We start from the raw sequence: 23,265 nt of genomic DNA, 5'->3' as shown, positions 1-23,265 counted from the left end.
GGGGTCCCGTTCCTCGTCCCTCACCGTGACGCGCTCAGCCGCGCGGCCCGTCTGAGGAGAAGCTGCGTCTCCGCGTCATTGCCGGGCAGCGCAGCGGCTTCACGGAAGGCGGCGGTTGCGGCATCCGTTCTTCCCATGCGTTCGAGAAGCTCGCCGCGCACGGCGGGAAGCGGACGGAAGCCCGGCAGCTCGGGTGTCAGAGCTTCGACTGCCGACAGCGCCGACTCGGGACCTTCGACCATGGAGAGCGCGACGGCTCGGTTCAGCCTGACCACGGCGGAGGGCGCGAGCTGCGCGAGAGCGTCGTACAGGCGGAGGATCCGGTCCCAGTCGGTTTCACCGAACGCGGGCGCGACGGCGTGACACTCCGCGATGGCGGCCTGGAGGCCGTAGTAGCCGAGGCCGCGGGAGGCGGCATCCACTCTCCTCATCGCCGCCCTGCCTCTGGCGATGCAAGACCGGTCCCATCGTCGGCGATCCTGATCCTCGAGCGTCACGGGCAGTTCGTCGGCGTCGATCCGTGTGGCGAAACGCGACGACTGAAACTCCATGAGGGCGATCAGCGCCCAGATCTCGGGCTCCTGCGGCATGAGGGCGACGAGCTGACGGCCGAGTCGCACCGCCTCGCGAGCCACGTCGGGTCGCACAACCCCCTCCCCCTCTGCTGACGAATAGCCTTCGGTGAACAGCAGGTAGATCACCTGCAGCACGCTGGCGAGGCGTGCCGCCCGCTCCCCGCGATCGGGCACCTCGAACGGCACTCCCTCGGTGGCGAGCTGACGCTTCGCGCGGACGATCCGCTGCTGCACCGTGGGCACGGTCATCAGCAGCGCACGGGCGATCTGCTCGCTGGTGAGACCCGCGACGGTCCGCAGGGTGAGCGCGAGTCGCGCCTGCGGCGGGAGAACCGGGTGGCAGGCAATGAACACCAGCCGGAGCACGTCGTCGTCGATGCGATCCGGGTCGGCGTCGTCGGGCACGGTGTCGACCGATTCCATCGCCAGCGCCTCGGACACGAAGAGTGGTTCGCGTTGCGCGAAGCGCTCCCGCCTGCGCCAGCCGTCGATCGCCCGGCGCTTGGCCACCGACATGAGCCACGCACCGGGGTTGTCGGGGATGCCGCTCGCCGGCCATGACGCGAGGGCCTCGACGAGCGCCTCCTGGGCCAGGTCCTCCGCCCACGCGAAGTCGCCGGTGTGCCGGGTGAGCGCCGAGACGATGCGCGCGGACTCCTCACGCCAGACCGCCTCGACCGCACGGCGGGCGTGTGCGTCGTCGGTGCTCATAGAGATCAGCGTAGGCGCGCGAATTCGGCGCGGTCGGAATCGAGACGTACCCTTGTCAGGTGGCGAACGACGATCAGACACCGCGCCGGCGCGCGAGCCTGGAACTCCTTCGCGCGGAAGCCGCGGACGAACTGTCGGTGCTGATCACCGAGCGGCTGCGAGCCGGTGAAGACCCGTGGGACTTCATGGACGACCTGCCCAGCATCGACGAACTGGTCGTCTTCATGCTGCGCGCCGAGAACATCGCCGCCAATGGCGGGTCCCGGCCCAACGCCAGCCGGCACTACCGCGTGCTCCGGCAGATCGCCCTCGACTATCCGCCGCTCACGCGCGCAGTGTGGGGGTTGCTCGGCGAAGCGAACACGCACCGCCGGTGGGACCCGACGGTGCGTGCCGAAGCGAGCTGACTTCACCGGCACTCAGGCGTTGGCGGCCCGCCATTCCTGTGCCTTGCTCACCCACTCGTCGTTCTGATCGAAATCGCTCCACTCGTTTACGCGTCGCACCTCGAGCACGGTGCCAGGGCCCAGCGGGCACTTCCGTGCCCAGTGCTCGGCCTCCTCGCGCGAGGCGACCTCCAGGATCCAGAATCCGGTGAACACCTCGCGAGCCTCCGCGAACGGTCCGTCGGTGACCGCGGGCGGAACGGTGTTGAAGTCCAACCGGAAGCCCTCGGACGCGTCCGAAAGCCCCTCGGCGCTGAGGAACACACCCGCCTTCTGCAGCTCCTCGTTGTACGCGCCCATGGTGGCGAACATCTCGGCCATCTGCTCGGGCGTGGGCTCGAACGCGGCGGCCGCCTCGGCGTCGACCTGCATGATGAGCATGTAGCGCATGATCTCCCTTTCGTCCGGGCCTCGGCCCGACCTGCGGGCCACGGTTCGGGCCCTTCATCCACTACGTCGAACAACGTTCGCCCAAATCGACACCGCCGCGAAGAAACTTCTCCCGGAGGTAGATGCCGTTCACGGCATACGTCCGACCACCCGGTAGAAAGCACGAAACCCGCCGGCTGTGCCGACGGGTTCCGCAGAGGTCGAGGTCACTCAGCCGATGTACGCCGCGAGGTCCTGCTCGAGCGCAAACTTGGGCTTGGCGCCGATGATCGTCGTCTCGACTGCGCCGTTGTTGAAGACCTTCATCGCCGGGATGGAGGTGATCTGGTACTTCATGGCGAGGTCGGGGTTCTCATCCACGTTGAGCTTGAGGATGGTGATCTTATCGGGGTGCTCCGACTGGATCTGGTCGAGGACGGGCGAGACCATGCGACACGGGCCGCACCATTCCGCCCAGAAGTCCACGAGCACGGGACCCTCAGCCTGAAGCACGTCCTGCTCGAACGTGGCGGAGGTCGTCACCTTGGCGGTCATCTGGTTGTCTCCTTCGATGGAAGTCGGTCGATCAGGTAGAACAGGGCCGGTCGCCGTATTGTTCCCCGGGCGTCTCGGCCGGGCACGCCCGCTCAGACCGGGGTCACCTCGGGAAGCCCGGCGATCTGGTCGCCCACGACATCGGGCTCGCCCGCCTCGCCGAGTCCGGCGAGGTAGTGCTCGAGGTCGAGCGCCGCCACGGTGCCGCTCCCGGCCGCCGTCACGGCCTGACGGTACGTCGGGTCGATGACGTCGCCGGCGGCGAACACGCCGGGCACCGACGTGCGCGACGAACGGCCATCGACCCGCACCGTCCCCTCGGCGGTCAGGTCGAGCTTGCCGTGCACGAGGTGGGTGCGGGGGTCGTAGCCGATCGCCACGAACACACCGTCGAGCGGAAGCTCGCGAATCGACCCGTCGGCCGTGTCTCTCAGCACGATGCCGGTGACCGCGTCGTCACCGAGGATGTCGGCGACCTCTGCGTTCCAGATGAACTCGATCTTCTCGTTCTTGAAAGCCCGCTCCTGCATGATTTTCGACGCGCGCAGCTCGTCGCGGCGGTGGATGACGTAGACCTTCGAAGCGAACTTGGTGAGGAAGGTCGCCTCCTCCATGGCGGAGTCGCCGCCGCCGACCACCGCGATCACGCGCTCACGGAAGAAGAAGCCGTCGCACGTCGCGCAGTACGACACACCGCGGCCGGAGAGGCGGGACTCGCCCTCGATCCCGATCTTGCGTGGCGCGGAACCTGTGGCGAAGATGATCGATTCGGCCTCATGGGTCGCGCCGCTGCCGAGGATGACCTTCTTGACGGCGCCGTCGACATCGAGCTCGACCACGTCGTCGTAGAGCACCTCGGCGCCGAAGCGCTCGGCCTGCTCCTGCATCTTGGCCATGAGGTCGGGACCCATGATCGCCTCGGGGAAGCCCGGGAAGTTCTCGACCTCGGTGGTGTTCATCAGCTCGCCGCCCGCCTCGACGGAGCTCGCCACGACGAGCGGGTTGAGGTTCGCACGGGCGGCGTAGATCGCCGCCGTGTAGCCCGCAGGACCGGAACCGATGATGATGACCTGACGCACGTGCGCACCTTTCCTCGTGAAGCCTCCCGGTGGTCTCGCGATCCACGCGACGGCTCCGGATGCCTCAACACATGGTAACCGCGCGGCATTCCGCCGCCCTGCCCCCTTGCGCGCGCCGCGGCAGGCTCGTACGAGCCGGGATGGCGCGTGCGGTCATCGCCGTCCGGGGAGGAGGCGGCGGACGAGTCCGGTCGCGACCGACAGCTCGGGCGCTCGCAGGAGCGCCAGGAACACGACGTAGACGGCGATCGACACGACCCCGATGATCGCCGCTCCCACCGCACCCAGCAGTTTGTCGGAGACGGTCCAGCCGGCGACGCCGCCGAGCAGCTGGAACGTCAGCCACCCTGCGCCGGCCGCCGGCATCGCCGCCAGCACGAACCGGGCGAGCGACAGCATCCATGATCCGACGCGCAGCGCCCCCATGCGCCGGTGCAGCAGCCACGTCGCGACGATCACCTGCACGACGCTCGAGAGCGACTGCCCGAGCGCGACCGCCGCGGTGAGCCGGCCCGCGGGCAGCACCCCTGCCGAGAACGCCCACAGCGCGCCCCACGCGGTGAGCACGACGAGAGCGCACTGCAGGATCGTGAAGAAGAACGGGGTGCGGGTGTCGTCGTAGGCGTAGAACGTGCGCTGGACGACGAACAGGACGGCGAGCGGCACGAGGCTCACCAGGTAGCAGAGCAGGACCCCGGCGGCCGCCACGGCCTCGTCGGGACTGTCGGTGAAGATGCGCGACGCCGGCACGGCCGCGACGGCCAGCGCCGCAGTGGCGGCGACCACGAACAGGCCGAGCGTGCGGATGCTGCGCCCCACGTCACCGCGAACCTCGTCGTCGCGGCCTGCCGCGGCGTGCTCGCTCAGCTGGGTGAAATACGGGGTTCCGATCGACAGCACGATGATCGAGTACGGCAGCATGAACAGCAGCCACGCGTTCTGGGCGACGAAGACGCCGGGATCGCCCTCAGGGGCACGCGACATCACCTGCGACTGGACCAGCCCGGCGAGCTGGCCGGCCACCACCATCAGGAACGTCCACCCCGCGAGGCGGCCGATGTGCCCCAGGCCGACTCCGCGCCACGCGAAGTCGGGGCGGATGTGCAGACCGGTCCTCCGCCAGAAGGCGAACAGGATCGCCGTCTGGACGACGATGCCGAGCGTGGCCGTCCCGGCGAGCACCGCGACCATCGCGGGCGTCCACTGCGTGGACGAGCCCGCCGGACCGAAGAGCCAGATGAAGGCGAGGAAGCCGGCGATCGACACCAGGTTGTTGACGATCGGCGCCCAGGTGTATGGCCCGTAGACGCGCCGGGCGTTCAGCGACTCGCCGACGAGGGCGAACAGCCCGTAGAAGAGGATCTGCGGCAGGCACCAGTAGGCGAAAGCCGTCGCCAGGGCCTGCTGCTGCGGAGAGAACCCGGGCGCGTACAGCGCGACGAGCCAGGGCGCCGCCACCATGGCCAGCGCCGTCGCACCGAGCAGGACGACGGTGCCGAGCGTGAAGAGCTTCGACACGAAGGCGCGCCCGCCGTCGTCGTGCGCCGCCGCCTTCACGATCTGCGGAACGACCACGGCGCTGAGGAGGCCCGTCGAGATGATCGCGTAGATGTTGTTCGGCAGCTGGTTGGCGATCGCGAAGGCGTTGCCGCCCGCCGTCGTCGCCCCGATGGCCGAGACGAGCACGACGGCCCGGAGGAATCCGGTGAGGCGCGAGACGATGGTCCCGGCGCCGATGAGCACGCTCGCGCGCCCGATCCCGCTCACCGCTCGGCCCCATCGTCCGGAGCCTCACCGGCGCCCACGGGTTCATCGCCGCTCGCCTCGTCGGCGCCCGCGTCGTCGCGGCCCGTGGGAGCGGCATCCATCCCCTTGCGTCGACGGCGCACGCGCAGCACCGTGCGAACCACCCCGAACACGAGGAGAACCCCCACGAGCACCGCGAGGGCCGCGATGCCGACGGCTTCCCAGTCGGCCCACACGGTGACCTCGACGGACTCGGGCTCGCCCACCGCGACGAAGGCGGGGCTGCGCAGCTGCAGGGTGAGCGTGACCTCACCGCGACCGACCCGCGCCTGCACGGGCACCTCGACCCGCGTGTTGCTCTGCGGCGTCGCGACCACCGGCGTCTCGCCCTGCACGTCGAGGCGGAGGTTGTTGCGAGTCGTGTAGAGCACCAGGTTGACCGGATACGGCAGGTCGTTGCGCACCCAGAACCGCAGTGCGGCGCTCGAGCCGTAGAGGTCGCTCGGGCTCGTGGGCAGCAGCGCGACCGAGTCGAGCGTCGCAGCCGTCTCGGCGCGGTGGTCCGCGAGTGCGGCGGCCCACGTCTCGTCGCCGATCCACGCGACGCCGAGCAGCTGCAGGATTCCCGCGCGCTCCGGGCCCGTGAGCAACGACGGCTGGTCGAGGATCGTCGCGAACCGGCCGAGCTCTCCCTCGTCGGCTACGAGGGCGGATGCTGCGGCCGCACGCTCGCCCGACGAGTCGGTGCCAACGAGCTCGACGTCGCGCGTCTCGCTTCCAGCGACCGCCGGGAGGGTGCGGGGGCTGACGGACGGCGCCGTGAACGCAGCCGAGATCGCGGGGCCGAGGTTGACGCGGGGTCGTCCTCCGCCGCGGCCGACGGTCACGAGCAGGGGTCCCTCGGCCTCCTCGGTGGCGAATGCCAGGTAGGCGGTGGCGGTGGTCAGGGGTGCGCCGCGCAGCCAGGGCTGGTCGCTCTGCGACGCTTCGCCGAGAGCCGTGGAGATGTCGCTGTCGTACACGAGCACCTCGGCGTCGCCGACACGTCCGCGCGCGGCGACCGTGCCTCCGTCGGCGCCGAGTGCCGTCGTCGCCGAGGGCACGACCGTCATCGGCGTCGTATCGGTCGGGACGCCGCTCAGCTGCGTCACGATCTGCGCGTCGGCGGTGCCGTCGGCGGGCCAGAAGACGCTGCTCCGCTCGAGCGGGCCGATGTCGACGAGTTCCTCCGTGGTCGGCAGCGAGCTGTCGGCGGTGGGAGTCGGTGTCGGCGCCGGAGTCTCCGAGGGCGCAGGAGTCGGCGTCGGGGTGGGGGTGGGTTCGGCGAAGTTCGTCGCCGACATATATGCCGACAGCGACGTCGGCCCGAGAGGCTGAGGCAGACCGGCCTGCAGCTGGGGCGTGACGTCCGCGTCGCCGAACTGCAGCGCGAAGCGCGAGTTCTGCATGGTCTCCAGCCGCGTCAGCCATTCGACGGCGGACTCCGGCGCGGAGATGCCCAGCACCCGGATGGCGGCGGGGATCGCCGGATCGACGGCGAGGATCGCGGGGGTGTCGGTGACACTGTCGAGCTGCCTGGTGAGGTCGCCGTCGGGCGCCGTCAGCTCGGCGAGCTCGTCGGCGGTCAGGAGGCCGTCGCTCCTCGCGGCGGCGATGATCGGCACGATGACGCCGATGCCGACTTCGGTCTGCGCTTCCGGCGGCACGATCACGGTGCTCCGCGACGTCACGGTGCCGTTGGCGCCCTCATACGACGCCGCGAGCGGGTACACGCCGGGCGTGAGCCCCTGGAGCGCCGGGTCGTCGCCGGCGACCGTGCTGTTCCGCACCTGGAAGCCGCCGGCGGGCACCGGGTCGAACGCGGCCCCGCCGACCGGCTGCAATGCAGTGCCCGGGTCCTCCCCGGCCAGCCACTCGCCCAGCTCTTCTCGGTCGGCGATCGGCGTGCGGGCGAGCGACAGCGTCACCGTCGTGGCAGGGAGCTCGGCATCCGTGCCGTTCTGCTGCGAGAGCGCGACGTTCAGCGCGACCCCGGGTCGCAGGATGCCGTTGCCGAGCGGGGCGAGCGTGAAGACCGATGTGCCCGGGGGAACGCTCGAGGTGGCGGACGGGGTCGGCGTTGGCTCGGTGTCGGCCGCGGTTGCCGAGGTCGGCAACAGCAGGCCGCCCAGCACCGCCAGCGTCGCGATCGCCGCGGACGCCAGGCGCCGTGCGCGGCGCGCCGGACGCCGCACTGCTCGCGGTGGGGTCACGATCATCCTGTCGGGGGTTCGCTCCTGTGCGATGTCCTGACCGCACGATCGAGTGCGATTCTACGGTCCGTGCCTCCGAGCCGCCCGGATGCCGCCCCGCGAGCGTTCCGAGAGCGCGTGCCGCGCGGTTGAATGGAGCGTGCTCCCCGAACCGGAACCGACCGTGTGCCGCGCCCTCGCCGCCGATCTCCGTGACGCGGGGTTCACCGCGGAAGCCCTCCGCGACTCCTGGGGTGCCGCGGCGGACGACGCGATCGCGCGCGGGCTGAGATCCCCTGCCGCGCGCGCCCTCGGTGGCCGCACCGACGCCCTCGCCGTGCTGGGCAGACTGCTGGTGCTAGGGATGCCGCAGGCCGCGGCATCCGTCGACGAAGCGGTCGTGCGCGCGGGCGTCGAGGGGCTCGCCCGGCTCGGGCTCGTCACCGTCGCCGGCGACGAGGTGCGTCCCCTGGCGCTGGTGCGGCCGCAGTCGTACGCCGATGCGTCGGGGTCCGGCCAGTGGTGGATCGCGAGCGACCTCGACGAGGCCGCCCTGGGCGGACCGCTCCCCGAGGATCACGTGCTCGGCGTCGGCGGCGCGTCGCTGACACTCGCCGGCCTGCAGCTGCCGACGGCGGCAGCGCGCGGGCTCGATGTCGGCGCGGGCTGCGGCATCCAGGCGCTCCGCGCCCGCGCTCACGTGCGGCAGGTCGTCGCCACCGACATCTCGCCACGGGCGCTCGGTTTCACGCGGCTGAACGCGCTGCTCAACGGCGTCGAGGCCATCGAGACGCGGCTCGGGAGCCTCTTCGAGCCCGTCGCCGGCGAGCAGTTCGACCGCATCGTGTCGAACCCGCCGTTCGTGATCACGCCGCGCGTGGCCGACGTGCCGGCCTACGAGTACCGCGACGGCGGGATGGTGGGCGACGACGTCGTGGCCGCCTTCGTGGGCGGGGTCGGAGCCCACCTGACGCCGGGCGGCGTCGCGCAGCTGCTCGGCAACTGGGAGACGCGCGAGGGTGCGGCGGGACTCGACCGCGTGCGCGGCTGGATCGAGGGATCGCCCGTGCCCCTCGACGCCTGGGTCGTGGAGCGTGAGAGCCTCGACCCGCTGTCGTATGCCGAGCTGTGGGTGCGTGACGGCGGAACGCTGCCGGGGACGCCCGGCTTCGCGCGCCTGGTCGACGCCTGGCTCGACGACTTCGCCGATCGAGGGGTCACCGAGGTCGGCTTCGGATATCTGCTGCTGCGCCGGCCCGCCGAGGGGGCGCCGACCCTCGCCCGCTACGAGCGGCTCCACACCGCCCTCGCCGGCGACGGGATCGGCACGCACCTCGCGGCCGCTCTCGAGGCGCATGACCGGCTCGTCCGGATGGACGACGCGGGGCTCGCGGCATCCGTCCTCGTGGTCGCCCCGGATGTCACGGAGGCGCGCCACCACCTGCCGGGCGCGGAGGACCCCACCGTCATCGAGCTGCGCCAGGGCGGCGGCTTCGGGCGCGCGCTCGGCGTCGACCCGGGACTCGCCGCACTCGTCGGCGCGTGCGACGGCGACCTGCCGGTCGGCGTGCTCGTCGACGCCATCGCCGAACTCCTCGGCGTCGATGCCGGCGCCCTCCGTGCCGACCTGATGCCCCGCGTGCGCGAGCTGCTGTTCACCGGCTTCCTGCGGTTCGCGTGACGTCGTCGAGAGCACTCCGGGATTCGACTAGCGCGCTTCGCCGTTCTCGCGCGCCCGACGCGGCAAAGTGAGCGATTCGAAGTCGGGCGGGGAGCCGTCGGTAGGCTGGAGGCCATGCTCAACATGGCCGAGGGCATCGCGCGCCTCGGCGCGCTCGCCGAGTCTCCCGTCGTCACCACGCTCGCTCGCGCGTTCGCGGATGCGGGCTTCGACCTGGCGATCGTGGGCGGTCCGGTGCGCGATGCGCTGCTCGGCCGGCCCACGAACGACCTCGATTTCACGACGGATGCCCGGCCCGACGACATCCTGCGGATCGTGAAGCCCGTCTCGACCGCGCAGTGGGACATCGGACGCGCGTTCGGCACCATCGGCGCCCGCGTGCACGGCGAGCAGGTGGAGATCACGACGTACCGCGCCGACAGCTACGACGGCGTGACGCGCAAGCCGACGGTCGAGTTCGGCGACACGATCGAGGGCGACCTCGTGCGGCGCGACTTCACCGTGAACGCGATGGCGCTGCGCGTTCCGGGCCGCACCCTCGTGGACCCGACCGGCGGCGTCGAAGACCTGGTGCGCGGCACGCTCCGCACCCCGTCCGACCCCGCCGTCAGCTTCGGCGACGATCCGCTGCGCATGCTGCGCGCGGCCCGCTTCGCCGCGCAGCTCGGGTTCGCCGTCGACCCGGCCACCGAGGCGGCGATGGCGGAACTCCGGCGCACGCTCGAGATCGTGAGCCCGGAACGCATCCAGGGCGAGCTCGTCAAGCTGCTCGCGACGGACGAACCCGTGCGCGGCATCCGTCTTCTCGTCGAGTCCCGGCTCATCGACGAGTTCCTGCCCGAGATCCCCGCTCTCCAGCTCGAGGTCGACGAGCACCATCACCACAAGGACGTCTACGAGCACTCGCTGACCGTGCTGCGTCAGGCCATCGATCTCGAGAAGGCGCGGAATCCGGATGCTGCGCCCGACGTGCCGCTGCGGCTCGCCGCCCTGCTGCACGACATCGGAAAGCCGGCGACGAGGCGCCTCGAACCCGGGGGCGGCGTCACCTTCTACCACCACGACCTCAAGGGTGCGCGGATGGCGCGCAAGCGCCTGCAGGAGCTGCGCTTCGATTCCGCGACCATCGCGAGCGTGACCCGCCTGATCGAGCTGCACCTGCGCTTCTTCGGCTACTCCGAGGGCGCCTGGACCGACTCGGCGGTGCGCCGCTATGTCAGGGATGCCGACGCCGAGCTGGAGCGCCTGCACATCCTGACGCGCGCCGACGTCACGACCCGCAACGTCCGGAAAGCCTCCCGCCTCGCTCGCGCGTACGACGACATCGAGCACCGCATCTCCGAGCTCGCGGCGCAGGAGCAGCTCGACGCGATACGCCCGGAGCTGGACGGCAACCGCATCCAGCAGGTGCTCGGCCTGAAGCCCGGCCGCGAGGTCGGCGAGGCCTACCGGTTCCTTCTCGACCTGCGCCTGGACGAAGGCGTGCTCGGCGAGGATGAAGCCGAGAGGCGGCTCCGGGAATGGTGGGCCGCCCGCGGCTGAGCGCCGGCGCATGTTTCAGGAGACACGCCGACCGCGGCAGCCCGTCCGAGCCCGCAATCGGCGTTTCGCCTGAATTGCGGACTCGGACGGACTCGGACGGACGCGGATGGACGCCGCGGGACGCCGCGGCGACTCGGGGGTCAGGCGACCTTCGTGCCCCGAAGCCCGGCGAGCTCGCGACCCGACCGCACGGCCGCCGTCTCGGCGGCGCTCTTGAGCTCGGCGGCCGGCTCGGCGAAAGCGTCGAGCGCCGGGTTCACGCCCACGAGGGTGAAGGGGCGGTGCACGATGCGAAGGTCGAGGCCCCACACGTCTTCGAGCACGCGGCGCAGCCAGGCGGTGGAGTGGTCCCAGCCCTCCTTGGGCGTGCCCTCGGCGTAGTTGCCGCCGAGCACGGTCACCAGCGTGGCGGGCTTGCCGCGCAGATCGCTCCCCTGCGGGTCGATGCCCGGCACGGTGTAGGCGAGGTCGAACCAGGTCTTGAAGTGCTGCGAGACGCCGTAGTTGTAGAGGGGCACCGTGAACAGGAGCGCCTCGGCGCCGCGCAGCTCGTCGGCGTAGGTGCGGGCGAGGGCGATCGCCTCACGCTGCGCGTCGGTGCGGTCGGACTCGGGCGTGAATCCGCCCTGCACGGCGTCGCGCCACGCGGTGGCAGGGGTCGGGTCGGCCGACAGGTCGCGGCGCAGCACCGATGATGTCGGGTGTGCGGCGGTCCACTCGGCCTCGACCAGGTCGCCGAGCTCGCGGCTGGCGGAGGTGGCGGGGAGAATGCTGGCGTCCAGGCGGAAGAGGGTCATGAGTGCTCCTGTTCTTAATCACATAGTCACTATGTAAACCAGAGCGACTACGCCGACACTAGCACGGGTACGATGAGGGGATGGCCGAGGACGAACGCGGAGGACCCGCATGCGACGCGGCGATCTCGCTCGCCTTCTCGGTGCTCGGCAAACGCTGGAACGGCATGATCCTGGATGCTCTGAGCAGCCGCCCCCTGTCGTTCGTGGCGCTGAAGCGCACGGTCACCGGCATCAGCGACGCCGTCCTCTCGGATCGACTGTCGGAGCTCGGCGACGCGCATCTGGTCACACGGAGCGTGGACCCCGGACCCCCGGTCGCCGTCAGCTACGCGCTCACCCCGCAGGGCGAGAAGCTCATGCCGGTGCTGCAGCAGCTCGGGATCTGGGCTCGCGAGAACCTCGTCGTCACCGCTCGCGGCTGAGCCGCAGCATCCGTCGTCCGCAGCCCCGCCTACACTGGTCCCACGCTCCCGCCGACGTCGATCGGAGCACCATGCCGTCACCGTGGTCGCCGCGACGCGAGGTGTCGCCCGAGACCTCGCGCCTGCTGATCGAGCGCGCCCACGAGGAGCTCGTCGCCGGCAACTCCGCGGATGAGAGGCTGCGCGACGTGCGCACCCTGGTGCGGGAGTCGTGGCGGCGATCGCTCGAGAGCCTCGTCGGCGCCGAGGCGCTGCCGCCGCTCGACCTCTCGGCCCGGGAGCTCGAGGAGTATCGTCGCGCACACCCTCTCGCCGCCGTGATCGACATGGTGCGAGGCCTCCTGCTGCCCGGCGATCCTTCGGAGTCGGGCGTCGTGGTGGCGGTCGGAGACGCGGCCGGCCGATTGCTGTGGGTTGAGGGCGACCGCAACGTGCGCAGCCTCACCGGCGAGATGGGCTTCATCGAAGGCGCGAACTGGTCGGAAGGCGCGGTCGGCACCTCTGCGCCGGGCACGGCACTGACTCTCGACCGGTCCGTGCAGATCAGCGGCGCGGAGCACTTCAACCGCCTGGTGCAGCCGTGGTCGTGCAGCGCCGCGCCCGTGCACGATCCCGAGACACGCCGCATCCTGGGTGTCATCGACGTCACCGGCGGCCTGGAGGCCGTCACCCCGCAGGCCCAGTTGCTGGTGGATGCCACGGCACGGGCCATCGAGGGAGAGCTGCTGGTCGCCCGGCTCCGCGAGCGCGCGGCCCTTCGACAGGCTCAGGAACCGGAACGGGGTGGGCGGCGCTCGACCCGGCGGGTCGAGCCCACGCGGGCGGTCCTCAGAGTGCTCGGGCGCGACCGGGCCCTCCTCGAGGTCAGCGGCGAGGGCGTCGAGACGGCGTCCGAACTCGGCCCGCGGCACGCGGAGCTGCTGCTGATGCTGGCCGTGCACCGCCAGGGCCTTTCGGCGGAACGCCTGGGCGACCTCGTCTACGGCGAGGCCGCGGGGGAGGCGACCGCCGTCACCCTCCGCGCCGAGATGGTGCGACTGCGCAAGGCACTCGAGAAGACGGCGCCCGCCCTCGTGCCGGAGTCCCGCCCCTACCGCCTCGGCGTGGAGATCGAGACCGACGCGCAGCAGGTGCTCTCGCTCCTGGATCGCGGGGCCCACCGTGTCGCGCTCGCGAGCTACCGGGGAGACGTGCTGCCCGACTCGGTCGCACCGGGCGTCGAGGAGCTCCGCGACACCGTGCGGACAGCGCTCCGCGAGGCACTCATGGCCGAGGCATCCGTCGACGTGCTCCTCTCGTTCGCCGACACGGATGCCGCCGCCGACGACGCGGAGCTGCTCCGGCTGTGCCTGTCGATGCTGCCCGCCCGTTCCCCGCGGCGCGCCGGGCTCGTCGCGCGGATCGAGAGGCTCGAAGCCGGCGGCTGACCGCGGCCGCCGACGGCGCAACATCATGCAACGTTGCGCCGCCTACCTTCGACGCATCGCGACGACGACCGTCGCGGACAGCGTCGAAGGAGACCAGCATGACCATTGTCGAAGAGGGTGTCTCGAGCGTCTACGCCGCCCCCGGGCAGCGCGGCTCGATCGCCGACTACCGTCCCCGCTACGGCCACTACATCGGCGGCGAGTGGGTGGAGCCGATCAAGGGGCAGTACTTCGAGAACATCAGTCCCGTCAACGGCAAGCCGTTCACGGAGGTCGGGCGCGGCACCGCAGAGGACATCGACCGGGCGGTGGATGTCGCGTGGAAGGCGTTCGAGTCCTGGAAGCGCACCACCCCGGCCGAGCGCGCGGTGATCCTCAACACGATCGCCGACCGCATCGAGCAGAACCTGGAGAAGATCGCCGTCGCCGAGACGTGGGAGAACGGCAAGCCCGTGCGCGAGACGCTGGCCGCCGACATCCCGCTGGCCGTCGATCACTTCCGCTACTTCGCGGGCGTCCTGCGCGCGCAGGAAGGCTCGCTGAGCCAACTCGACGAAGACACCGTCGCGTACCACTTCCATGAGCCGCTGGGTGTGGTCGGCCAGATCATCCCGTGGAACTTCCCGATCCTCATGGCCACGTGGAAGCTGGCGCCGGCGCTCGCCGCGGGCAACTGCGTCGTGCTGAAGCCGGCCGAGCAGACGCCGGCATCGATCCTGTTCCTCTTCGACATCATCGGCGACCTGCTGCCGGCGGGCGTCGTGAACATCGTCAACGGGTTCGGCATCGAGGCAGGGGCCCCGCTCGCGCAGCACAAGCGCATCCGCAAGGTGGCGTTCACCGGCGAGACCACCACGGGCCGCCTCATCATGCAGTACGCGTCGCAGAACCTCATCCCGGTGACGCTCGAGCTGGGCGGCAAGAGCGCGAACGTCTTCTTCGAGGATGTCGCTCGCGACACCGGCGACGCCTACTACGACAAGGCGCTCGAGGGCTTCACGTTCTTCGCGCTCAACCAGGGCGAGGTGTGCACGTGCCCGTCGCGAGCGCTCATCCAGCGGTCGATCTACGACCGGTTCCTCGGCGACGGCCTCGAGCGCGTCGGCAAGATCGTGCAGGGGAACCCCCTCGACCCGGCGACGATGATCGGGGCACAGGCATCCAACGACCAGCTCGAGAAGATCCTGTCGTACATCGAGATCGGCAAGGCGGGCGGAGCGAAACTGCTCACCGGCGGTGAGCGGGTCGACCTCGGCGGCGATCTGTCGGAGGGCTTCTACGTCGCGCCGACGGTGTTCGAGGGCACGAACGACATGCGCATCTTCCAGGAGGAGATCTTCGGGCCGGTCGTCTCGGTCACGTCGTTCGACGACTTCGACGACGCCGTGTCGATCGCGAACGACACGCTGTACGGCCTGGGCGCGGGCGTCTGGAGCCGGTCGGGCGACACCGCCTACCGCGCCGGGCGCGCGATCGAGGCGGGCCGCGTGTGGACGAACACCTACCACCAGTACCCCGCGCACGCCGCCTTCGGCGGATACAAGCAGTCGGGCATCGGCCGCGAGAACCACTTGAAGATGCTCGACCACTACCAGCAGACGAAGAACCTGCTGGTGTCGTACGCCGAGGGCTCCATGGGCTTCTTCTGATCCGTCATGTCAGACACGAAGTACTTCAGCAGGGTGGCCGTGACGGATGTCGCGGCCTCCCTCCTGCGGCAGCTCACCGATCAGCACGGGAGGCTGATGTTCCATCAGTCGGGCGGATGCTGCGACGGAAGCGCGCCGATGTGCTACCCCGTCGGCATGTTCCTCATCGGGCCGTCGGACGTGCGGCTCGGTGCGCTCGAGGTGGGGCTGGACGACCCGATCGAGGTCTTCATCTCGGAGGCCCAGTTCGAGTACTGGAAGTACACGCATCTGACGATCGACGTGGTGCCCGGCCGCGGTGCCGGCTTCAGTGTCGAGGGGCCGACCGGCAAGCGGTTCATCATCCGGTCCCGAATGCTCGACGAGGAGGAACTGGTGCACTTCGGGCTCGGGCCGAGCGGGTGAGGTGGCACGCGGTGTCAAGAAGGGTGGGTTTCGGTTCGGTTACGAAACGTTCACTGGATTGCCGTCGCGAGCGCCCGGGGTGAAGATAGCCTCCGAGCCGCGACCACCCTGACGCGGCTGACACCACTACGCAGAGGTAGCACCTATGTCACTGCACCACAGCACGCGCGGCCGGATCGGCCTCGCCATCGGGGCCTTCGGCGCCTCGGCACTCCTCCTCGCCGGCTGCGCCGGCGGGGGCGGCGGCGGGAGCACCGACGGCGGCGACGCGTCGGGCGAGCCCCTCATCGTCGGCACGACCGACAAGATCACCTCGATCGACCCCGCCGGGTCGTACGACAACGGCTCGTTCGCGGTGATGAACCAGATCTACCCCTTCCTCTTCAACAGCCAGTACGGCACGGCCGACGTCACGCCCGACATCGCCGAGTCCGGCGAGTTCACCTCACCCACCGAGTACACGGTGAAGCTGAAGGAGGGCCTCAAGTTCGCCAACGGCAACGACCTCACCGCCTCGGACGTCAAGTTCTCGTTCGATCGCCAGGTCGCCATCGCCGACCCGAACGGTCCCGCGTCGCTCCTCAGCGGCATGGAGAGCGTCGAGGCGCCCGACGACACCACCGTCGTCTTCACGCTCAAGAGCGAGAACGACCAGACGTGGGAGCAGATCCTCTCGAGCCCCGCCGCTCCCATCGTCGACGAGGACGTCTTCTCAGCCGACTCCGTCACGCCCGACAACGACATCGTCGAGGGCAAGGCCTTCGCTGGCCAGTACGTCATCGACTCGTACAAGGTCAACGAGCTCATCTCGTACTCGCCGTACGACGACTACCAGGGCGCCCTGGGGGCCCCGGAGAACTCGGGCATCTCGGTCAAGTACTACGCCGACCCCTCGAACCTCAAGCTCGACATCGGCAACGGCGACATCGACGTGGCCTACCGCAGCCTCTCGGCGACCGACATCGAGGACCTGTCGAAGAACGACAAGGTCAAGGTCGTGGATGGCCCCGGCGGAGAGACCCGCTACATCGTGTTCAACTTCAACACCATGCCCTACGGCGCGACGACCGGTGAAGCCGACCCTGCGAAGGCGCTCGCCGTCCGCCAGGCGGCGGCGTCGCTCATCGACCGCGACGAACTCTCGAACGACGTCTACAAGGGCACGTACAGCCCGCTGTACTCGTTCGTGCCCCAGGGCCTCACCGGTGCGGCCGAGCCCTTCAAGGAGCTCTACGGCGACGGCGCCGGAGCGCCCGACGTCGACAAGGCGAAGGCCACGCTCGAGGCCGCCGGCGTGACCACGCCGGTGCAGCTCAACCTCCAGTACAACGGCGACCACTACGGGCCCTCGTCGGCCGACGAGTACGCCGCGGTCAAGACGCAGCTCGAAGAGGGAGGTCTGTTCACGGTCAACCTGCAGCAGACCGAGTGGGTGCAGTATCAGAAGGACCGCACGGCCGACGCGTACCCCGCGTACCAGCTGGGCTGGTTCCCCGACTACTCCGACGCCTCGAACTTCCTCGTGCCGTTCTTCGTGAAGGACAACTTCCTCGCGAACCACTACGACAACCCCGAGGTGCAGGAGTTGCTCGCCACCCAGGCGTCCGAGACCGACAAGGGCAAGCGCGAGGAGGAGCTGAACAAGATCCAGCAGCTCGTCGCCAACGACATCTCGACGCTGCCCCTCCTCCAGGGCACGCAGATCGCGATCGTCGGCTCCGACGTCGACGGCGCGACGCTCGACGGATCGTTCAAGTTCCGCTACGCGCCGCTGAACAAGCAGTAGTACCCAGCGCGGGCCGGCAGGCCGAGTGCTCGGGTGGATGATGCATCCGCCCGGGGCTCGGCCGCCGGCCCGCGCCATACCCTTAAGGCTCACGCATGGTTCTCGCGGCCGAAGAAGCGATCGCTGCCGATCCGCTCGTCTCCGCAAAGGGCAGCGGACTCTGGCGCTACATCCTGATCCGCTTCTTCCTCATCTTCCCCACGGTCATCATCCTGGTGACCGTCGTCTTCTTCCTCACCCGGATCACCGGCGATCCGATCACCGCCGCGCTGGGCGGGCGTCTTCCGCCCGCCCAGCTCGCAGAGCGCATCCATGAGGCGGGCTACGATCGCCCCCTCTTCGTGCAGTACGTGGAATACATCCTCGGCGTCTTCCGCGGAGACTTCGGCACGACCCTCACCGACAACCAAGAGGTGAGCCAGATCCTGCTGCAGTTCGGCGCCGCCACCCTGGAGCTGGCGATCTACGCGCTCATCATCGCCTTCCTCGTGGGCATCCCGCTCGGTCTGGTCGCCGCGCGCCTCCGTGACCGCTGGCCCGACGCCGTGCTGCGCATCGGGGCGATCCTCACCTACGCGACCCCGATCTTCTTCGTGGCGATCCTGCTCAAGCTCGTCTTCGCGGCCTGGCTCGGCTGGCTCCCCGTGGCCGGCCGCGCATCGACCCGCACCGAGCTGCTGCTGCAGACCGTCGAGAACCCGACCGGCATCTACCTCATCGATGCCATACGCCTCGGCAACCCCGACGCCGTGGGCGACGTCCTATGGCACGCCATCCTCCCGGCCCTCGCGCTCGGCCTGCTGACCGCCGGCGTGTTCCTCCGTCTCGTCCGCACGAACGTCATCGGCACGCTCGGCGCCCAGTACGTCACCTCCGCCCGCTCGCGCGGTGTCGGCGAGTACCGGCTGCTCACCAAGCACGCGTACCGGCCGGCGCTCATCCCGATCGTCACGGTCATCGGCCTGCAGATCGGCCTGCTCCTGGCCGGAGCGGTGCTCACGGAGACGTCGTTCGAGTGGAAGGGCATCGGCTTCCACCTCGCCCAGTACATCCTGTCGCGGGACTTCGTCGCCGTTCAGGGCATCGTCATCATGATCGCCGTGATCGTCGCGGTGACGAACTTCATCGTCGACATCGTCGCCGTGCTCATCGACCCTCGAGTGAGGTACTGATGTCGAGCGAACCCACCGTTCCGGTGACGGATGCCGCGACCCCGGGCTCGTCCGCCACGGCACCGCCGCTCACGAGCCGCAAGACGCCCCTGCTCGACCGCATCCCCGTCGTCTCCCAGCTCCGTCAGAGCATGGGCCTCCAGCGCTTCATGCTCGTCGCGGGACTCCTGATCCTCGCCCTCTTCGTGCTCGTCGCGGCGCTCGCGCCGTGGATCGCGCCCTACAGCTGGGCGCAGCGCAGCGTCGACGGCGTGAAGTTCGGCACGCAGCAGCCACCGAACCCCCTGAACATCTGGGGCACCACGGTCGGCGGCTTCGACGTGTTCTCGCGCACCATCTGGGGCGCCCAGACCGCGATCCTCGCGATCGTGTGCGCGATCGCCTTCTCGATCTTCCTCGGGATCGCGATCGGCCTCCTCAGCGGCTACTTCGGCGGATGGCTGGATCGCATCTTCGTCGTCATCGCGGACGCGATCTACTCCTTCCCCTCACTGCTGCTCGCCATCGTCATCTCGATCGTCATCTCGGGCGGCAGGTCGACGCTGTGGAGCGGCATCCTCTCCGCGGCGATAGCGATCACCGTCGTCTTCGTGCCGCAGTACTTCCGCGTCATCCGGGCGGACGTCGTGCGCATCAAGGCCGAGCCGTTCGTGGAGTCGGCGCGCGTCATCGGGGTTCCGACGCACCGGATCCTCACGCGTCACGTGCTCCGCAACTCGCTGCGGTCGATCCCGGTGATCGTGACGCTCAATGCGTCGGAGGCCCTCCTCACCCTCGCCGGCCTCGGCTTCCTGGGGTTCGGCATCGACGCCACGGCCGCTGCCGAATGGGGCTACGATCTCAACCGTTCCGTCGCCGACGCGTCCAGCGGCATCTGGTGGACCTCGATCCCTCCCGGCCTTGCCATCGTCCTCGTCGTCCTCGGCATCACGCTCGTGGGCGAGAGCCTCAACGACCTCAGCGACCCGCGGCTGCGCCGTCGTCGCCGCGCGGGAGGTGCCGCATGAATCCCCAGGCCACGCAGAGCGAGCGGGATTCCGCCGTCGCGTTCGTTCGCGATCTGCACGTCACCTTCGCGACCGACGCGGAGCCGGTGAAGGCTGTGACGGGCATCAGTCTCGAGGCGCGGGCGGGCGAGGTGCTCGCCATCGTCGGCGAGTCGGGGTCGGGCAAGACGGTCACCGCGAACACGCTTCTGGGACTCCTTCCCGAGACGGCGACGCTGTCGGGCGCGGTGATCATCCGCGGCCGCGACGGCGGCGAGACCGATGTGGTGCACGCGTCGCACGACCAGCTGCAGGAGATGCGCGGGCGCGACGCCGCGATGGTGTTCCAGGAGCCCTCGACCGCCCTCAATCCCGTCTTCACGATCGGGTTCCAGATCGCGGAAGGGCTCCGGGCGCACGAGAGGCTGTCGAAGGCCGAGGCGAAGGTCAAGGCGGTCGAGATCCTCCGGAAGGTCGGCATCCCGGATCCCGAGAAACGCGTCGACGACTACCCGCACCAGTTCTCGGGAGGCCAGAAGCAACGCGTCGTGATCGCGATGGCGCTCGTGCTCGACGCGAAGCTCATCATCGCCGACGAGCCGACGACGGCCCTCGATGTCACGGTGCAGGCCGAGATCCTCGAGCTGCTGCGGGCGTGCCGCGACGAGTTCGGGGCGACGATCGTGCTCATCACGCACAACATGGGTGTGGTCGCGGACCTCGCCGATCGCGTCGTCGTGATGTACCGCGGCGAAATCGTCGAGCAGGCACCGGTGCGCACGCTCTTCGCCGACCCGCGCGAGGACTACACGAAGGCCCTCCTGGCCGCCGTGCCGCACGTGGGCCGCGGAAAGAGCGCGACGCAGGATCCCGCCGCGCCGGCTCCGACCGAGCCGCCGGCGGGAAGCCTCGTCGTCGCGAGCAAGGTCCAGATCGGCTATCCGGGCCGGTTCGGCTCGCCCGGCGTCATCGCCGTGAAAGGCGTCGACTTCTGGATAGCGCCGGGCGAAGTGCTCGGTCTCGTCGGCGAGTCGGGCTCCGGCAAGACGACGATCGGCCGGGCCATGGTGGGTCTCACCGAGGTGCTCGGGGGCTCGCTCACCGTGCTGGGGCAGGAGCTCAAGGGTGCGAAGACGCGGCATCTCGCGAAGCTGCGACCCGATGTCGGGTTCGTCTTCCAGGACCCGGCTACCAGCTTCAATCCCCTGCTGACGATCGCCGAGTGCATCGCCGAGCCGCTCGTGGTGCACGGGCGTGATTCGTCGATGCAGAACGCGCGAGCACGCGTCGACGAGCTCCTGGACGCCGTTCACCTGCCGACCTCGTACGGGGATCGCTACCCGCACGAGCTGTCGGGCGGCCAGCGCCAGCGTGCGTCGCTCGCGCGGGCGCTGATCCTCAACCCGAAGCTGCTCATCGCCGATGAGCCGACGAGCGCGCTCGACGTCTCCGTGCAGGCCCGCGTTCTCGAGCTCTTCGCCGAGCTGCAGCGGGAGTTCGGGTTCGCGTCGCTGTTCATCAGCCACGACCTCGCCGTCATCGACCAGGTGGCCGATCGCGTCGTCGTGCTGCGGCATGGCGAGATCCGCGCGCAGGGCACCACCGTGCAGGTGCTGACCGATCCGCGGGACGACTACACGAAGCGCCTGCTGGCATCGCTTCCCGTTCCGGACCCCGAGGAGCAGGCTGCGCGTCGCGCCGCGTGGCAGGCGACCCGAGAAGTGTGACCGCCGACGTCATGTGATCTCGCCGCGCGCCGACTTCATGTGATCTCGCCGAGATCACACGCTCGCGTCGCGAACAGCGTGTGATCTCGGCGAGATCGTGTGATCTTCGCCGCGCCTGCCACGGCCGCTCGCCTCGGCCACGCCTCAGCGCAGGAAGGCCGGCCCGATCTGGGTGAAGATCCAGAACAGCACCATGATCCCGCCGACGATGATCGGCACCCACGGCACCCCGCGCTGCAGGCGCCGACCCTCCGGGGCGACGCCGGGCGGCGGACGCAGGGAGTCGAGCGGCGGAGCGAAGGGGACGGATGCTGCGCCCCCCGGGTCCGCCACAGCTGTGCCCGGTGCGGCGACGGAGGAGGAAGCATCCGGAATCGACGCAGCGGCAGCAGCGGCCAGCCGCTCGTCGCGCCAGCGCGCCCACTGCGCGAGCTTGTCGAGCAGCGCACCGACGACCGAGAACAGCCACGCCCACGTCTGCGGGTCGAGCGTCGAGAAGTCGCGCTTGGCGTACAGGAAGAGCCAGTCGTCGACGATCTCGACGTCGAGGGCCGCGGCGTTGTCGATGAAGCGCGCCATGATGTCGGGCGTGAAGAGGTAGAGCGCGTCGCGCTCGTAGTCCGCGGGGCAGTACAGGGAGAAGAAGCGGTCGAAGTCGCCCTCGAGGCTCAGGCGCTGATCCTTGTCGAACGACAGCGGCAGGTTCGAGCCGAACAGACCGTTGTTGCTCGTCGCATCGAGCACGATGTGCGGGAGCGGGGTGTCGAGCTTCACGGCGACGTATCCCCACTGGTGGGTCGTCTTGTTCTTGCCGGAGCCGGTCGTATAGCGATAGTTCGCGAACTCGACGAAACGGGGGCGGTCGGCGCGCACGAGGTCTGTGGAGTGACGCGAGCTGCCGATCGAGAAGATCATGCCGGGCAGGCCGGGGTTGCCGAACGTGGGGACGTACTCCATCGCGTTGGCGCGGGCGAACCGATCGAGACGGTACATGCGTTCGCTGCTCGCGCCCGCGTGACGCACGAAGAACGTGATGACCAACGCCGCGACGAGGCCCACGACGATGAGCGGCAGGGACGCGAAGACCAGGGCGACTCCACCCCCGCCCTCCAGACCCGAGGCCACCGCGCTCACGAGGCTCGAGATCATCGTCACGGCGATCGAGCCGAACATGACGAGCAGCACGATGGCGACCACCACGATGATCAGCGGCCCGCCGACCGGCGACTTCCCGAGCCGGCCCGTGCGGCGCAGCTCCTGCACGAACGCACGCGCGACTCCAGGGGGAACCGGCTCGACGAGGGGGTGCGCGTCGAAGGGGTACGAGGGCGCGGAACCGGGAACGGCGGCGGGAACGCTCACGCGACCACGGTACCTGCGCGTCGTCCGCGGGGCGCGAGGCGGGGGCGCCCGCCGCCGATTGGGCGAAGGATGCGGCATCCGGTACCATAGGAGGGTTGTCCGCACGCGCGCACTCGCGCGCACGCCGGATGACGTGCAACACACCCTCCTGCTGCCGGGAAACGCCCGGCAGCCGTTCTAGTCCGAAGGAGGTGGGTTAGTGACGCACCAGTACGAACTCATGGTCATCCTGAACCCCGAGATCGACGAGCGCCAGGTCGGCGCGAACCTCGACAAGTTCCTGAAGGTCATCACGACCGACGGCGGCACCATCGAGAACATCGACATCTGGGGCAAGCGCCGTCTCGCGTACGAGATCCAGAAGAAGACCGAGGGCATCTACGCCGTCGTCAACTTCACGGCAACCGCCGCGACCACGCAGGAGCTCGACCGCCAGCTCAACCTGAGCGAGCAGATCATGCGCACCAAGGTCCTGCGCGCCGAAGAGGCCATCGCGATGGTCGCCTCGGAGAAGGCCCGCGCCGACGAGCGCGCCGCCCGCAAGTCCTCGAAGGGCGCGCGCCGGGTCGAGCCTGTCGAGACCAAGGCTTAAGGGCG

The 23,265-nt window shown here is 69.8% G+C and carries 20 protein-coding genes; 12 read left to right on the top strand and 8 right to left on the bottom strand.

The genetic code is table 11. The features are described from left to right. Window positions 1–20: 20 nt before the first annotated feature. Window positions 21–1,286 carry an RNA polymerase sigma factor gene (locus tag ACN9MP_RS18940; protein ID WP_426322781.1) on the bottom strand — a complete coding sequence of 422 codons (1,266 nt, stop codon included), beginning with the start codon at window positions 1,284–1,286 and terminating at the stop codon, window positions 21–23. Window positions 1,287–1,345: 59 nt separating this feature from the next. On the opposite strand from ACN9MP_RS18940, the gene ACN9MP_RS18935 reads away from it, so the two are divergent. Beyond that, window positions 1,346–1,693 carry a tryptophan synthase subunit alpha gene (locus ACN9MP_RS18935; protein ID WP_426322779.1) on the top strand — a complete coding sequence of 116 codons (348 nt, stop codon included), beginning with the start codon at window positions 1,346–1,348 and terminating at the stop codon, window positions 1,691–1,693. A 12-nt stretch (window positions 1,694–1,705) separates the two neighbouring features. On the opposite strand, the gene ACN9MP_RS18930 is transcribed toward ACN9MP_RS18935, so the two are convergent. From ACN9MP_RS18930 to ACN9MP_RS18910, 5 genes are all read right to left on the bottom strand, one after another. Next, on the bottom strand, window positions 1,706–2,122 hold the full coding sequence (locus ACN9MP_RS18930; protein WP_426322777.1) for a YciI family protein: 417 nt from the start codon (window positions 2,120–2,122) through the stop codon (window positions 1,706–1,708). Between the two features lie 210 nt (window positions 2,123–2,332). Next, complete coding sequence (trxA, locus tag ACN9MP_RS18925; RefSeq protein WP_426322775.1) at window positions 2,333–2,656, bottom strand: thioredoxin; 324 nt, start codon at window positions 2,654–2,656, stop codon at window positions 2,333–2,335. A 92-nt stretch (window positions 2,657–2,748) separates the two neighbouring features. Then, entirely contained in the window at window positions 2,749–3,735 is a 987-nt protein-coding gene (gene trxB / locus ACN9MP_RS18920; RefSeq protein WP_426322773.1) for a thioredoxin-disulfide reductase, read from the bottom strand. A gap of 153 nt (window positions 3,736–3,888) precedes the next feature. Continuing rightward, window positions 3,889–5,502, bottom strand: coding sequence for a murein biosynthesis integral membrane protein MurJ (murJ, locus tag ACN9MP_RS18915; protein WP_426322771.1), 1,614 nt, complete (start codon window positions 5,500–5,502; stop codon window positions 3,889–3,891). Continuing rightward, complete coding sequence (locus tag ACN9MP_RS18910; RefSeq protein WP_426322770.1) at window positions 5,499–7,733, bottom strand: DUF6049 family protein; 2,235 nt, start codon at window positions 7,731–7,733, stop codon at window positions 5,499–5,501. Before ACN9MP_RS18910 ends, murJ begins: the two co-directional genes overlap by 4 nt. 139 nt (window positions 7,734–7,872) lie before the next feature. Between ACN9MP_RS18910 and ACN9MP_RS18905 the strand changes: the two genes are divergently transcribed. Both ACN9MP_RS18905 and ACN9MP_RS18900 read left to right on the top strand, forming a co-directional pair. Then, window positions 7,873–9,393, top strand: a complete 1,521-nt coding sequence (locus ACN9MP_RS18905) for a DUF7059 domain-containing protein (protein ID WP_426322768.1) — start codon at window positions 7,873–7,875, stop codon at window positions 9,391–9,393. Window positions 9,394–9,507: 114 nt separating this feature from the next. After that, the gene (locus ACN9MP_RS18900; RefSeq protein ID WP_426322766.1) at window positions 9,508–10,935 is read left to right on the top strand and encodes a CCA tRNA nucleotidyltransferase; all 1,428 of its coding nucleotides are present in this window, start codon (window positions 9,508–9,510) and stop codon (window positions 10,933–10,935) included. A 140-nt stretch (window positions 10,936–11,075) separates the two neighbouring features. Here the strand turns inward: ACN9MP_RS18900 and ACN9MP_RS18895 are convergent, their stop codons facing one another. Further along, window positions 11,076–11,732, bottom strand: coding sequence for an FMN-dependent NADH-azoreductase (locus ACN9MP_RS18895; protein WP_426322764.1), 657 nt, complete (start codon window positions 11,730–11,732; stop codon window positions 11,076–11,078). An 80-nt stretch (window positions 11,733–11,812) separates the two neighbouring features. Between ACN9MP_RS18895 and ACN9MP_RS18890 the strand changes: the two genes are divergently transcribed. The 8 genes from ACN9MP_RS18890 to ACN9MP_RS18855 all read left to right on the top strand — a co-directional run bounded on the left by ACN9MP_RS18890 (window position 11,813) and on the right by ACN9MP_RS18855 (window position 21,306). After that, window positions 11,813–12,154: a winged helix-turn-helix transcriptional regulator gene (locus ACN9MP_RS18890; protein WP_426322762.1), complete on the top strand. Its 342-nt coding sequence runs from the start codon at window positions 11,813–11,815 to the stop codon at window positions 12,152–12,154. A 71-nt stretch (window positions 12,155–12,225) separates the two neighbouring features. Beyond that, a complete protein-coding gene (locus tag ACN9MP_RS18885; protein ID WP_426322760.1) occupies window positions 12,226–13,581 on the top strand; it encodes a GAF domain-containing protein in 1,356 nt (451 codons plus the stop codon). A gap of 98 nt (window positions 13,582–13,679) precedes the next feature. Continuing rightward, window positions 13,680–15,230 carry an acetaldehyde dehydrogenase ExaC gene (gene exaC, locus ACN9MP_RS18880; RefSeq protein WP_426322758.1) on the top strand — a complete coding sequence of 517 codons (1,551 nt, stop codon included), beginning with the start codon at window positions 13,680–13,682 and terminating at the stop codon, window positions 15,228–15,230. Between the two features lie 6 nt (window positions 15,231–15,236). Further along, entirely contained in the window at window positions 15,237–15,635 is a 399-nt protein-coding gene (locus tag ACN9MP_RS18875) for a DUF779 domain-containing protein (RefSeq protein WP_426322756.1), read from the top strand. Between the two features lie 145 nt (window positions 15,636–15,780). Then, window positions 15,781–17,421 carry an ABC transporter substrate-binding protein gene (locus ACN9MP_RS18870; RefSeq protein WP_426322754.1) on the top strand — a complete coding sequence of 547 codons (1,641 nt, stop codon included), beginning with the start codon at window positions 15,781–15,783 and terminating at the stop codon, window positions 17,419–17,421. A 95-nt stretch (window positions 17,422–17,516) separates the two neighbouring features. Continuing rightward, window positions 17,517–18,593 (top strand): ABC transporter permease, encoded by a 1,077-nt coding sequence (locus ACN9MP_RS18865; RefSeq protein WP_426322752.1) that lies wholly within the window; start codon window positions 17,517–17,519, stop codon window positions 18,591–18,593. Continuing rightward, window positions 18,593–19,600, top strand: a complete 1,008-nt coding sequence (locus tag ACN9MP_RS18860) for an ABC transporter permease (RefSeq protein WP_426322750.1) — start codon at window positions 18,593–18,595, stop codon at window positions 19,598–19,600. Before ACN9MP_RS18865 ends, ACN9MP_RS18860 begins: the two co-directional genes overlap by 1 nt. Further along, window positions 19,597–21,306 carry a dipeptide ABC transporter ATP-binding protein gene (locus ACN9MP_RS18855; RefSeq protein ID WP_426322748.1) on the top strand — a complete coding sequence of 570 codons (1,710 nt, stop codon included), beginning with the start codon at window positions 19,597–19,599 and terminating at the stop codon, window positions 21,304–21,306. The genes ACN9MP_RS18860 and ACN9MP_RS18855 overlap by 4 nt, the downstream gene beginning before the upstream one ends. A gap of 144 nt (window positions 21,307–21,450) precedes the next feature. On the opposite strand, the gene ACN9MP_RS18850 is transcribed toward ACN9MP_RS18855, so the two are convergent. After that, window positions 21,451–22,668 (bottom strand): hypothetical protein, encoded by a 1,218-nt coding sequence (locus tag ACN9MP_RS18850; RefSeq protein ID WP_426322746.1) that lies wholly within the window; start codon window positions 22,666–22,668, stop codon window positions 21,451–21,453. 199 nt (window positions 22,669–22,867) lie between these two features. Here ACN9MP_RS18850 and rpsF point away from each other — a divergent pair, with 199 nt between their 5' ends. Then, complete coding sequence (gene rpsF / locus ACN9MP_RS18845) at window positions 22,868–23,260, top strand: 30S ribosomal protein S6 (RefSeq protein ID WP_426322744.1); 393 nt, start codon at window positions 22,868–22,870, stop codon at window positions 23,258–23,260. Window positions 23,261–23,265 lie beyond the last annotated feature (5 nt).

This window comes from Microbacterium sp. E-13 (assembly GCF_049912955.1).
GTDB lineage: Bacteria > Actinomycetota > Actinomycetes > Actinomycetales > Microbacteriaceae > Microbacterium.
This window is presented reverse-complemented; position numbering and strand designations above follow the sequence as displayed.